The organism is Cobetia marina (genome assembly GCF_001720485.1).
Classification (GTDB): Bacteria; Pseudomonadota; Gammaproteobacteria; order Pseudomonadales; family Halomonadaceae; genus Cobetia; species Cobetia marina.
In genome coordinates this window covers 3607006-3619753 of record NZ_CP017114.1, presented here as the reverse complement: position 1 = coordinate 3619753, position 12748 = coordinate 3607006, and the positions used below count along the sequence as shown (strand labels likewise).

The window sequence follows — 12748 nt, the reverse complement described above, 5'->3', positions numbered from 1 at the left end:
GCGTCCGTCAGCCGCATTCGAGGCGGTGCTTGAAGGTGGAAATCATGATGAAGACCCGGGGATGTCGCCAGCGCGCGTCCTGTTGTCGGCCCGCTCACCGCGAAAGCAGCCGGCGGCCGTCAGTCGATCCGCACAATGGCGTTGCGCCTGCTGGACATAGCGGCCTGCCATGCGCTCCGAGACCCCCAGACGCTCGCCGATCTCACGCTTGGTCACGCCTTCCAGTCGATACCAGAGGAGTGACTGACGAAGATGGTGGGGCTGCTCGGCGAGCGCCTGCTGGATCACCTGAAGCTTCTGGCGCCGCGCGAGACAGCGCTCGGGGTCCAGGCGTGTCGCCGAGAGGCGCTCGTCGTCGTCCTCCATTTCCTCGAAGACCGGGGCGCGCGACTGGTGGCGGTGATGATCGATGATCAGATTGCGTGCGATCCGATACAGCCAGGCGCGCGGATTGCGCGGCGGCTCCCCTGTCATCCTGAGGCGCAGATAGACGTCATGGCACATGTCTTCCGCCAGATCATGCGAGGCCAGCTGACGGGTCAGGAATCCGATCAGCTCCTGGTGATAGCGGGCAAACAGTGCGTCCAGCGACGCCAGCTCATCCTCGGCCACCGCGCTGGTGTCCGTCCGGGCGTCAGCCACCGGGCAGGCAGCCCGTGCCGGCGAATCGCAGGGGGGCCGTTGCGTCTGCAGGTCAGCGCCCTCATCTGAGCGGGCTTCTGTCAGTGCTTGGAATGCGCAGAAGAAAGAGGACATCCACGGCTCGCAATGAGGATTGGCGTGATGGGGCGCTCAATCATATTGGTGTTGCGAATCATTATCAATGTCTGTCTGGCAGGCACGCGCCTGACCGCCTGCGAAGCATTCGGAGGCGGTCAGACGCGCAAGGCGGGACTTGCGCGGAGGGGGCCGGCCTCCCGGATCACGTTCAGCCACATGATCCGGGAGGCGCGACGCCGTCAGTGGCGGGCGAAGGCGGCGATGGGGTTGTCCAGCTCTCCCTTGAGCTGCAAGGCACCGGAGGGGTCAGTGAGGTCGACCATCTGCTGGTTGTTGCGCAGCTGCAGACGGTTGAGACACGACAGCGTGAAGCGTGGCGCGAACAGGTCGTGACGCGCGAACTTGTCGGCCATCTCCGGGTGCGCATCCTGGTAGTCATGGATGCAGGCCGCGACGCGTGACCAGAAGGCGTCTTCCGTCATCACCTGCTCGCGCACCAGCAGCGGTACCGCGAAGCGGAAGATGCAGTCGAAGATATCGGTGAGCAGCGACAGGATGCGGATCGGTTCCGGCACCTCGACCACCAGACGCTCGACTCCTTCCGGCAGCTCCAGGGCGCGGGTCTCGTCGGTGGCGAACAGCGCGGCCTCTTCGGCGATGTCCTTCATCAGTGCACCACACGGCACGCCATCGCGCAGGCGCATGATCAGGTTCTCGCCATGCGGCATGAACACCAGATCATGCTTGAAGTAGCAGTGCAGCAGCGGCGTCATGTAGGCCGTCAGCCACTTGTCGATCCACGCTTCGGCGCCGATGCCGGAGCGCTCGATCAGCGCAGGCAGCAGCGCCTTCTCGTCGTTGTCGACGTGCAGCAGCGCGGCCATGGTCATCAGGCGCTCGCCCTCGTCCTTGACGTCTTCCGGGCTCTCGCGCCATAGGCTGGCCAGCATCTTGCGATAGCCGACGGCCGCCGGGTCGGCATCTTCCAGCACGTCATCGCGATAGCCGATGGCGGCGACTTCACGCAGCAGACGGAAGCCCCATGTCTCGAAGGACGGGTCGGAGTCGATCAGCCCCTGCAGCCACTGGTTGATGGCCGGCGTGGCGCGCATGTAATAGGGCGACAGACCGCGCATGAAGCCCATGTTGAGGATCGACAGCGCGACCTTCACGTAGCGGCGGCCCGGCTGGTTGCGGTTGTAGAGCGTGCGGATCGACTGCTGGGCCTGGTAGCGGTCCTCGCCAAGTCCCAGACAGACGATGCGCTGGCTTGAGATCTCGGCGGCGAAGGTGATCGCCAGCTTGTGATTCCACTGCCACGGGTGCACCGGCATCATCAGGTAATCGGCGGCATCGAGGCCCTTGGCCGTCAGCTGATGCTCCAGGCGGGCCAGTTCGGCGTGACCCAGTTCCTCTTCCAGCAGACGGCGCGGATCGAGACCATCCACGCCGGAGTAATGCGCGTTGTCGCGATGTACGGCGATCCACACCAGCGCGAAGGGCTGTGCGGCCTCCGGCGCGTAGGCGCGGTAGTCCAGCGCATCGAAGCCCATGCGGCCATTGTTGGCGACAAAGCACGGGTGGCCTTCACTCATCGCCGATTCCAGGGTCTGGAAGGAGGCACCGGCCAGCACGCGGGCGGATTGATTCTCGCGCACGGCGCGCTGCATCTTCCAGGCGCTGGAAGCGAGCGTGGCGCTGACTTCCTCGAGATAGACCGGCAGCAGGCGCGGCGGAATCTCCAGCACGTCGTTGAGCTCCAGAATCAGCTCGCGGGCATCCAGCGGTAGGGCCTTGCCATTGGCGTCCAGACGCTGGAGGGAGGCCGCGTCGATCAACCAGTGATCGAGCTGGAAGCGGCGCGCCACGAAGCGATATTCCACCGCACGACGACTGACGGGGGCCTTGTCGCTCGCCGGGGCAGACAGCGACAGGCGGTAATGATGCCAGCCATCCGTGATGCGGGCGTTGGTCTCGTCGGCACACTGCGGGTGGATCAGGCGCTCATGGCTGAATTCGGCCAGTGCCTTGCGCACCAGCAGGCGATTGGCCTGCTGCCAGTCCGGCCCGGTGAGGTGCTGGCCGGCCGCCGCCGGATTGGCGGTGATGGCGGTATCCAGTCGCGGGCTGCGGCTCGCCAGGGCGGCGCGGAAGTCCTGCGGGGAGCAGAAGCACAGACGCGCGGGCTTGCCGTCGAGATCCAGCGGGCCGTGATCGACGAAGCCGACGGCGGCATTCAGCGGGTGAATGGCGGTATTGCGGCTGTCGGGTTCGACCACCACGCGAGTGACCGGGCGGACTGCCTCACCGGTATCTGCGGCGTGCTCGTCACGGAACTGGCCGGCGAAGATCATCGCCATGATCGATTCGATCACCGCACGCGAGAAGCCGCTGATGGGGGCCTGGTCATCGCTGCGCGGCGCGATGAGGAAGTGCATGCCGAAGTCGCCGGGCTGCACGGCGTAATGCTTGCCGAGCGGGTCGTGTGCCGGGTCATACAGCTCGACCAGAAACGCCGGCTGGTCGTTGTAGAGGCCGAGCCAGCCCTGGGCGTGGCGACTGTCTTCCAGGCCCTGATAGAAATCGTGCTTGGTGGTGAGCAGGTCTTCGCTCATGCCCCAGAAGCTGGCGCGCGGGCCACTGGTCCACTCGTCCACCAGCGCCATGTCGGCGGCGAGATCCAGCGGACGCAGCGCGAATTCCGCTCGCTCCGGCGTGCTGTCATCCTGCGGCTTGCGCAGGCGCGCCTGGGCCTGTTCGAGCTCCACCGAGCGGCGCGTGAAACGTGTGCCGGGTACCGGGCTCAGCAGGTCGAGTGCCGGGGAGGTGTCCAGTGATGTCTCGCCGAAGATCTGCTGGGCCGGGGTCGCGGCGCTGTGGGCGTTGGCACGGGTGGTGGTGATGTCGACGGGCATGTTCATGCGGTGGTCTCCCGGTGTTGCGCTGCGCGTGAGGACTCGGTGGGGGCGGTGCTGGACGAGGCGGTCTTTTCGCTGGCCGCACTGGCATGCAGGTCGGTCTCGCCGTAGGCCAGATGGGCGGCGGGCAGAGGCGTGAAGCCGTTGCCGTTGCCCTTTTCAACGCCCGGGGCGCCGAAGCTCTGGAAGGCGATGCGCCGCTCGATGGGATAGACCTCACGCCCGGTGATGGCGCGCAGGATGCAGCTGTTGCGATAGCAGGCCATGCCCAGGTCCGGGGCGGCCAGCGAGTGGGTATGCAGCTCGGCGTTCTGGACGAAGATCTCGCCGGCAAAGGGCGACTGGTCACCTTCATTGCCTTCGGCGTCTGCGGTGCTCTGCGCGTCGACGGCGTAGAAGCGCCCGACGGCGTAGCGGCCTTCGGCGTCACGACGGATGCGTGACTCGATGCTCTTCAAGAAGGGCGGGGCGACGTAGTGATAGCCGGTGGCCAGTACCACGGCACTGGTCTCGTGGCGCCATGCCTGCTGCTGTTCGCGCTGATAGAGCCCCAGGCTGAAGTCGCCATCGGCGCTCTCGCGAGTCAGCGAGGTCAGCTCGGTATTGGTCATCAGGGTGGTGGGCACCACGCCCTGCAGCTGCTTGGCGTAGAGGGTGTCGTAGATCTCGTTGATCAGTTCGAGATTGATGCCCTTGTAGAGGCCCTTCTGGGTCGCCAGCAGGGTGTTGCGCTGTTCGCGCGGCAGGGCATGGAAGTAGTCGATGTAATCCGGTGACGTCATCTCCAGCGTCAGCTTGCCGTATTCCAGCGGGAAGAAGCGCGGCGAGCGCGTGATCCAGTTGAGCTGGTAGCTGTGCTGGTCGATCTCGCGCAGCAGGTCGAGATAGATCTCGGCGGCGCTCTGGCCGGAGCCGATGATGGTGATGGCCGGCTGGGACGTCAGTTCGTCCTTGCGCGCCAGGTAGTGGGCGTTGTGGCACACGCGGCTGCCCGCCACCGGCACCTCGCCGCGTACCGCATCGGCAGCGCCGGGCAGATACGGCTGGGTGCCGGTGCCCAGCACCAGCTTGCGTGCGCGATAGACGAAGGCCTCGCCGGAGCTGGGGCGAGTGCCGCGCACCACATAGATGTCGCCGACATGCTGGATGTCCTGGACCTCGTGATCGAAACGCAGGCTGGTCAGCTCGCGCGCCGCCCACTGGCAGTACTGGTTGTACTCGCGGCGCAGCAGGAAGAAGTCTTCGCGGATGTAGAAGTTGTAGAGCTTGTCATGCAGCTTCAGGTAATTGAGGAAGCTGAAGTGGCTGGTCGGGTCGGCCAGCGAGACCATGTCCGCCATGAAGGGCGTCTGCATGCTGGCGTCTTCCAGCAGCATGCCCGGGTGCCAGTCGAAGGCGGCCTTGCGCTCCAGGAAGACGCCGTTCACGTCCTCCAGCGGCTCGCTCAGACAGGCAAGGCTCAGGTTGAAGGGGCCGATGCCGATGGCGACGAAGTCGAGCACCTCATTGCGCGTTTCAGCTGTGTCGGTGACGTGAGGAGTCGAAGTGTCATGCATGACGGATTTCCTTTGCTTCTGTGGTGTGGCTGCGACGGCTGGCGGCGGGGGCATCGGCCAGTGCTGCGGCGTGGCTTGCCTGGGCCGTGGTGCTGACGGCGAGGTGATGCGCCTTGACCAGCGCCTGACCATGCTGGCGGATCAGCTCGACCACCGCGGCGATGTCGTCGCGGGTGGTGTCCGGGTTGAGCAGCGTGAACTTCAGATACTGACGGTCGGAGACCTTGGTGGCGGCGACGATGGCTTCCCCGCTGCGCGACAGGCGCTTGCGGATCTCGCGATTCAGGGCGTCCCACTGTGCATCGCTGAGGGTGTCTTCGTTGGCGTCATGGAAGCGGAACACCAGGGTGCTGAGCTCCGGGGCCTGAACGACATCGATGTCCGGTGCCGCCGCGAGCAGCTGATGGCCCTCGCGAGTGAGGTCGATCACGCAATCGAGCATGTCGCCGAGGGCATCGGCGCCCATCAGGCGCAGCGTCAGCCACAGCTTGAGCGCATCGAAGCGCCGCGTGGTCTGCAGGCTCTTGTTGACCTGATCCGGTGTGCCCTCGCGGGCCTGGAGTTCCGGGTTGAGGTAGTCGGCGTGATAGGTGACGTGGCGCAGCTGGGTGCGATCACGCACCACGCAGGCGCTGCAGCTGACCGGCTGGAAGAAGGTCTTGTGGTAATCGATGGTGACGGAGTCCGCCATCTCGACGCCCTTGAGCCAGTGACCGTGACGACGCGAGGTGATCAGACCGCCTCCGTAGGCGCCATCGACGTGGAACCAGATGCCACGTGCATGGCATTCACGGCCGATGGCCTGCAGCGGGTCGATGCTGCCGAAGTCGGTGGTACCGGCGGTCCCGACCACGGCCATCGGAATCAGGCCTTCCGCGCGCGCCTTGTCCAGCGCCTCACGCAGGGCAATCGGGTCCATGCGGCGACGCTCATCCACGGCGACGGGGATGACGGCGTTGTGGCCGAGGCCGAGCAGGGCACAGGCCTTCTGCAGGCTGAAGTGACTGATGCCGGAGGCGAAGACGCGCAGGCGCCCGGCTTCCGGCGGCAGGCCGTGGGTCTGGTTGCCGGGGTGGTTGGGCAGCTTCTCGCAGACCGCGTCACGCGCCAGCAGCAGCGCCATCAGGTTGGATTGGGTGCCGCCGCTGGTGAAGATGCCGTCCGCGGTCGGACCCAGGCCCAGTCGTTCGGTGGTCCAGTCGATCAGGCGCTGTTCGATCAGGGTGCCGCCGGCGCTCTGATCCCAGGTGTCGAGGGAGGAATTGATCGCGCCGAGCAGGCTTTCCGCCCAGACACCCGGCAGCACGACCGGGCAGTTGAGGTGTGCGATGTAGCGCGGGTGATGGAAATAGACGGCATCCTTCAGGTAGAGCGACTGGAGCTCCTCCAGGCCCGCTTCCAGATTCTCGAGGGGCGTCTCGAGATCCAGCTCGGCAAAGGCCGGGCGCAGGGCTTCCGGAGTGATGCCGCTGAAGGGTTGCTGAACGTTCTCGAGCTGTTCGGCGACCAGACTGCTGATGCGTTGCATGCCGGCCTGCCAGGCATCCATGTTGGCAGGTGAGAACAGGGCGGCGCTGGGCGAGCGGGACAGGGAGCTCGCGGCGGCAGCGGCCTGGGGGGCAGACGCGGGGGATCCTGCAGCCGCGCCATAGGTGGCGGCGGAATCATGAAGGCTGTGCATTACATAACCTTATGCGAATGTTCGCAGATAAAGACTTGGAAGAGACTCGCAGCCAGCCAGGGCAGGTGGCACAGGAGCGAGGACCAGTCAGGACATTCATCAAGTGCCGCGTGATGCGGTCGTTGTTGTTGGTGAAGTTGTTGGTGAAGCGGTTGGCGCGGTCAGTCACGCCTGCCGTGGGCATCGGCAGAGAGTGAGTCGTCACCGAGCGCCCCTGTGTCGGGCAATCTCGATGTCATGTGCGGCACACGCCAGAGGTATCAGACGACGAGTGGTTCAGGGCGATGGTGCCGGCGACATCCTTGCCGCCGGCGGGTCATGCGGGTCGATTCAGAATCGACGGACGGCGGACGTGTCGGAATCAGAAATCATAGGTCAGTGTCGCGGTCACGCTGCGCTCGGCACCGTAGTAGCAGAAGCTGGTGCTGTAGCAGGACGCGATGTATTCCTTGTCGAACAGGTTGCTGACGTTGAGTTGCACGCTGGTGCCGCTCCAGCCGACCTGGCTCAGGTCGTAGCCGACCAGGGCATCGACGAGTGCGTAGTTCGGGACCTTCTCGGTGTTCTCGGAATCCGCCCACATGTCGGCGTAGTAACGCACGCCAAGGCCGGCATTCAGGCCGGTCAGAGGGCCCTCGTTGAAGGCGTAGTCACCCCAGACGCTGACCTGGTGCTTCGGCACCTGGTTGGCATCGTTGCCTTCGGTGCCATCTTCCGCCTTGGCATAGGTCACGTCGGTGTAGCTGTAACCGGCCTGCAGCGCGAAGTCGCGGGTCAGCTGGGTGCGGGCTTCCAGCTCCAGGCCCTGGGACTCGATCTCGCCGTAGGACGTGTAGTAGCTGTCTTCCGGGTCCTTGGAGGCGACGTTTTCCTGATTGATGCGGAACAGCGAGACGCTGTACTGATCACGCGTGCCGTTGGGCTGGTACTTCATGCCGACTTCCACCTGCTTGCCGGTGGTCGGGTCGAGCAGGTCGCCATCCTCGTCGGTGTAGGAGTTCGGCGAGAAGGACGTGGAGTAGCTGACGTAGGGCGAGATGCCGTTGTCGAAGCCGTAGATCAGGCCGATACGGCCGCTCATCTCGTTGTCGTTCAGCTCACTGCTGGTGTTGTAGTCGCGATCGGTATTCTTGATGTTGACCCAGTCCTGACGCAGGCCGGCGGCCAGGTTCCAGCGGCCCCAGCTGAGCTGATCCTGCAAGTAGACACCGGTCTGATCCAGTTCACGCTTCTGGTTCTCGGTGGCATAGATGGAGACATCGGCATCGCTGCTGCTGGTGACGTCCAGCGAGCTGGCGGTCCCGTATTCCCAGTCCACGTCGTTGGTGCGGGTCTGATAATCGGCACCGAACAGCAGGGTGTGATCGATGTCGCCGGTGGAGAAGCGGGTCTCCAGCTGGTTGTCGACCGTCCAGGCACGCAGGCTTTCCTCGCCACCGGAGTAGTAGCGGGTCAGCTCGGTATCCGAGGCCCAGCCATAGGCGTAGACCTGCTCGAGATCCACGTCGGAACGCAGGTAGCGGAATTTCTGGCGCGCGGTGACATCGTCATTGAAGCGATGCTCGAAGTCATAGCCGAGCATGCGTTCGGTGCGATCGAATTCCTCGTAGTCCTCGTCGCCTTCGTAGAAGTCGTTGCCGAGCTTGATGCCGTCGTGACTCACCACCGTGCCCTCGTAGGGGAGGCCTGAGTGGTAGCCGCCTTCCGGGTCCTTCTGGAAGTAGCCCATCAGGGTGACGGTGGTGTCGTCGGTGACATCCATGGTGACCTGTGGCGAGAAGGCATAACGTTCTTCGCTGACGGAATCGACCTGGGTGTCTTCGGCGCTGGCAAGGCCGGTCAGGCGATAGGCGATGCGCTTCTCGTCGTCCAGCGGGCCGGTGAGATCGAAGGCCGCGCTGCGCTCGTTGTCGTCACCGACGGTGAAACGCACCTGGCCGGAGTCCTGGAACTCGGGGCGCTTGGACTGCATCGCGACCAGACCACCCGGCGAGGAGCGGCCGTAGAGGACGGAGGACGGCCCCTTGACGACTTCGATGCTGTCGAGGAAGTAGGGGTCGATGGTCATCGAGCTGTAGGAGCCCGAGTCACCCATCAGCTTCAGACCATCCAGGAAGGTGTTGCTGACACTGCCATCGGAGAAGCCGCGCAGGACCAGATAGTCATAGCGGTTGGAAGCACCGATCTGATTGGTGAACACGCCCGGCGTGTAGTCCGCGGCACGCTGCACCGTCTCGGCGGCGCGCTTGTCGATGTCATCACGGGTGATGGTGGAGACAGCCTGGGGAGTTTCCAGGTAACCGGTCTGCGTCTTGGTAGCCGCCGTGGTGGTGACCGTCATGGTATCCAGCTGCTCGTCCTGAGCATCCCGATGGTCGGCCGCCACGGCCTGCCCGGTGAAGGGTAGGCTCAGGGCAATCGCCAGTGCCAGCGGGTGCCGTGGCAGTGAAAGCAATGGGGATTGATGCGGGTGTCGCGTGGCGGAGTCTTTCATGAGTGACGATGTTCCATCCTGAATGATGTTTTTGCGAATGCTTCTTGTTTGTCGTTCTCTCCTGAGGGAAGACGTACAGGGTTGGTATTTCTGAACCATGAATGAGAATTATTTTTGTTATCTGATGTCAGTGGGCCGTGTACGTGGCCTGGCGGGGGCTTCCGGTGGCGCTCAGACATGCAAAGACCGCCCCGAAGGGCGGTCTTTGTCAGAGGGCGGTCCTTGGTAGAGGGGCGCCTCGACGGAGGATGGCGTCGGCGGGGGATCAGCGGTCCTGCATCTCGCCCTGCAGCGTGATGGGGATATCGCCGACCAGATTGCCATAGCCCAGCAGGCCAAGCAGGGTACTGCCGACCTGGTTCTTGGCGACTTCCGCGCTGTCCAGCGCCATGGGCTCGGCGTTGGCGAAGCTCAGGCGGTCGGCACTCTCGCGGGTCACGTTCAGGGGCAGGGTATCGCGGTGAGTGCGGTTGCCATCGGTGGCCGTGAAGGGCACCTGCATGCGTGTCGTCCTGCCTGTCTCCAGCGCTGCCAGAGCCACGGGGTCCAGATTCAGTATCAGGGTGGCGAGACGCATCTGGCTGACGCCTGACAGCCACGGCGGCAGCTCGCCGACCTTGTCCAGCAGGTCGGTCTGACCGACGCTGAGCGGAATGCTCATCTTGCCGTCATCACCGACGGTGCCGCTCAACCCACGCAGGTGGTGGACGTGCTCGACATTGCCCTGCGCCTTCTGTTCGGTCAGCGTGGCGGTGGCGCCACTGGCATCCGGGATCAGCTGCCAGGCTGCCTGGCTGGGCACGCTGATGCCGATACCACTCATGGCAACGGCCAGGGCGAGGGCCTTGATAGGGGCGCGAAGGCGCTTGTGGAAGGAAGAGGTCCAGCGAAGAAAGGGAAATGACATGGTGACTCCTGATGGCTGGGCGCTACGAAAGGTGAGCTCTGTGCGGCGCATTGAGGCATTGGACACGCCAGTGGCGCAAGGGTTCGTGACAGGGTGGCAGGTGGAATGGGGCTGATCGGAGGCGGTGACGGCGGCTCGTGGCCAGCGAGGTCTATGTTGTTGAGTTTTCGGGCTTTCCTGACGCTTTGGCTTTCGCTATCATAGCGGCGCTGTCCGGGCCCATAGCTCAGTTGGTTAGAGCACTCGACTCATAATCGATTGGTCGCAGGTTCAAGTCCTGCTGGGCCCACCATCCCGAGGCGCTTTTCTGTAGCGCCTGCCAGGTCGCCATCGGCGGCTTTTTTTGTGCCTGCCCGTTTCGCCAGATCGATGGTTTTCCGCTTTCGGCTCTCCTCCGTGGCTCGTCGCCTTTCGCTGGCGGGGAACTCGGTCGCATGGGCTTGCATCAGCACGTCAGTCGTTCCGGCTCGCCTTCGCACTGCCAGATACCAGAACGCCCCGTGCCAGGTGGCGACGGGGCGTCGGCTCGAACGTCGTAAAGGACTGCTCTGATGTCACTGCCTTGCGGGCGGCGGCGAATCCTTCATGTCACTGCCACGAGAATGGCGCGAGACGCTTCGATATCAGTGATGATCACTGAGTCTCGTCTGTCATCTCATCCTGGGCGTCATTGGCGGCACCGCTGATCGCGTTGCCTGCCGAGGTCAGGGCATTGGCTGTTGCCTGACGAGTGTCCTGCCAGGCGCTGGCAGCGGTGTCCTTGGTCTCATCCCAGGCAGCGGCCGCGCTCTTGCGAGTGTCCTGCCACCAGTCGGTGGTGTACTGCGGCTGTTCCTTGAGCTGAGCCTCATCCATGTTCACATGAATGCGATATTCGAGATTGTCGATGTCGTCACCCTGACGGGTTTCCAGCGTGAACTTGCCGGTCTCGACCACGTACTGCTGATCATCAAGGCCCAGCACTTCATCACTCTCGACCACCAGCGCGGCGACCTGCATGTTGTCGTCGAGCAGCACATCTTCCACTTCACCCACGACTTGCTGGTCGTCGTTCTGCAGATAGACGTCAGCATCCATCAGTTCATCAGCGGAGTAGAGTCCCTGCGGATTGGCCATGGCCAGGCCGGAGGTGGTCAGCAGAGTGGTCGCGGTGATCGCACCCAGAATCTGTTTGCGGTTCATCTTGCTCATGCCGTACTCCTTGCGTGTCGATTCTTCATTGCCGTCTGCCCTGATGTAATCCGCCGGCGACTGCGTGGCGTGCTGCAGTGGTGGGCCAATCAGGACATGGACGATGTCGGGCTGCCATCTTGTGCAGCCATGCTTCCTAAGATTCAGATGACGCGATCAAGTTTCAAGGGGGGAGCGGAAAAACTTGTACGGGAGTTCATGCGCTCGTCACGAATCAGGTGCACTTTTCGGCCAGCGAGATGTCGGCGTCTGGCGGGGCTACGGCGGTCTGCCGGCAGAACAGGAGGGCAAGGCATGGAGGTGTCCATCAGTGAATATCGACGGCCAACCGCGCTGTCATCCGTGCTGGCGGAGGAGAATGCCGCACTGTACCTGCAGTTTTCATTGCACGATCACTGAATTTGTAGCGAAGTGTTACGGTCGGGGCGTGACGATCGTCAGTGGTGAGATCGACATCTGCAGGGGGATCAACGCTGCGTAATCGCAGTTCAAGAGGGGAAGTTCAGGGTGTACGTTAGCTATACAGATACGTTTTGATACTCAGAAAAACTTGTACAGCAGTTTTAAAGTGTCTAACTTTGAGGGTGTCAGAGCGCAGCGAGGCCAACGATGAACGCCTCGCCAAGAGAGGGAATGGAGATCCGCAGCGTGCTTTTCAAGCCCTCGTCCTTTCCTTGCTCGAGATCTGGCAGGTCACGGTCGAATCTATTGAGGAAGGCCGTGAGAGTTTTCATCAAGGATCCAGCGGAGGGCATCGAGATGAACGCAGTGCGCAAGGTTCCCATGGAGTGTTCACGTTGTGGCAGCAATCGCGTCAATCTGGGAGAAAGCCCGGCAGATGACGATATCGTGAGCTGCGCCGAGTGCGACGAATTTCTCGGGGTGTGGTTCATGCTGCGCGACCGGCTTGAAGCCAGCGCTCGCAAGCGTGCCACCATCGACCCTGCCTTGATGGCCAACCAGGTGATCAAGCAGCTTGATGCACAGGCTTGAGATGTTCTACCCACTGACAGCCAGTAGGTGATACGGCATTTATCAGTCGTCCAGCATGCTGGTCAGTGAGATGTGAGAGTCAGGCTTCGGCAATCGTCATCCTTTCGGTCAATCGTCCATTGCCGGAGCCCCGAGCAAGTGCCTTGTCAGAGGCGACATGAATTCGTGATACCGCTGGCGACTGTCCAGCGTCCTGGTCGACCCCCTCGGTGAGCGTTGCCTCCCGATTCAGGTCCTGTTCTGCCTGAGAGTGTTTTCCCGGCCATTGGCCGGGATTTTTTTGTGTGT

At 63.3% G+C, this 12748-nt stretch carries 9 protein-coding genes and 1 tRNA gene; 2 read left to right on the top strand and 8 right to left on the bottom strand.

Annotated features, from left to right (window positions below; translation table 11 throughout):
• Window positions 1-42: 42 nt before the first annotated feature.
• The 6 genes from BFX80_RS15210 to BFX80_RS15180 form a co-directional block, all read right to left on the bottom strand.
• A complete protein-coding gene (locus tag BFX80_RS15210) occupies window positions 43-642 on the bottom strand; it encodes an RNA polymerase sigma factor (RefSeq protein ID WP_240499599.1) in 600 nt (199 codons plus the stop codon).
• Window positions 643-959: 317 nt separating this feature from the next.
• Window positions 960-3641, bottom strand: coding sequence for a GNAT family N-acetyltransferase (locus tag BFX80_RS15205; protein WP_205632713.1), 2682 nt, complete (start codon window positions 3639-3641; stop codon window positions 960-962).
• Window positions 3638-5194: a lysine N(6)-hydroxylase/L-ornithine N(5)-oxygenase family protein gene (locus BFX80_RS15200; protein ID WP_084209338.1), complete on the bottom strand. Its 1557-nt coding sequence runs from the start codon at window positions 5192-5194 to the stop codon at window positions 3638-3640. Before BFX80_RS15200 ends, BFX80_RS15205 begins: the two co-directional genes overlap by 4 nt.
• The gene (locus tag BFX80_RS15195; RefSeq protein WP_084209337.1) at window positions 5187-6875 is read right to left on the bottom strand and encodes a pyridoxal phosphate-dependent decarboxylase family protein; all 1689 of its coding nucleotides are present in this window, start codon (window positions 6873-6875) and stop codon (window positions 5187-5189) included. The genes BFX80_RS15200 and BFX80_RS15195 overlap by 8 nt, the downstream gene beginning before the upstream one ends.
• A 361-nt stretch (window positions 6876-7236) precedes the next feature.
• Complete coding sequence (locus BFX80_RS15185; RefSeq protein ID WP_084209335.1) at window positions 7237-9369, bottom strand: TonB-dependent siderophore receptor; 2133 nt, start codon at window positions 9367-9369, stop codon at window positions 7237-7239.
• 265 nt (window positions 9370-9634) lie between these two features.
• Complete coding sequence (locus BFX80_RS15180; RefSeq protein WP_084209334.1) at window positions 9635-10276, bottom strand: hypothetical protein; 642 nt, start codon at window positions 10274-10276, stop codon at window positions 9635-9637.
• Between the two features lie 215 nt (window positions 10277-10491).
• On the opposite strand from BFX80_RS15180, the gene BFX80_RS15175 reads away from it, so the two are divergent.
• Window positions 10492-10568: transfer RNA gene (locus tag BFX80_RS15175), tRNA-Ile, on the top strand.
• Between the two features lie 341 nt (window positions 10569-10909).
• Here the strand turns inward: BFX80_RS15175 and BFX80_RS15170 are convergent.
• Both BFX80_RS15170 and BFX80_RS15165 read right to left on the bottom strand, forming a co-directional pair.
• Entirely contained in the window at window positions 10910-11467 is a 558-nt protein-coding gene (locus BFX80_RS15170; protein WP_084209333.1) for a PRC-barrel domain-containing protein, read from the bottom strand.
• A 587-nt stretch (window positions 11468-12054) separates the two neighbouring features.
• Window positions 12055-12201 (bottom strand): hypothetical protein, encoded by a 147-nt coding sequence (locus BFX80_RS15165; protein WP_157109499.1) that lies wholly within the window; start codon window positions 12199-12201, stop codon window positions 12055-12057.
• Between the two features lie 25 nt (window positions 12202-12226).
• On the opposite strand from BFX80_RS15165, the gene BFX80_RS15160 reads away from it, so the two are divergent.
• On the top strand, window positions 12227-12460 hold the full coding sequence (locus tag BFX80_RS15160; RefSeq protein ID WP_065392415.1) for a hypothetical protein: 234 nt from the start codon (window positions 12227-12229) through the stop codon (window positions 12458-12460).
• Window positions 12461-12748: the final 288 nt, after the last annotated feature.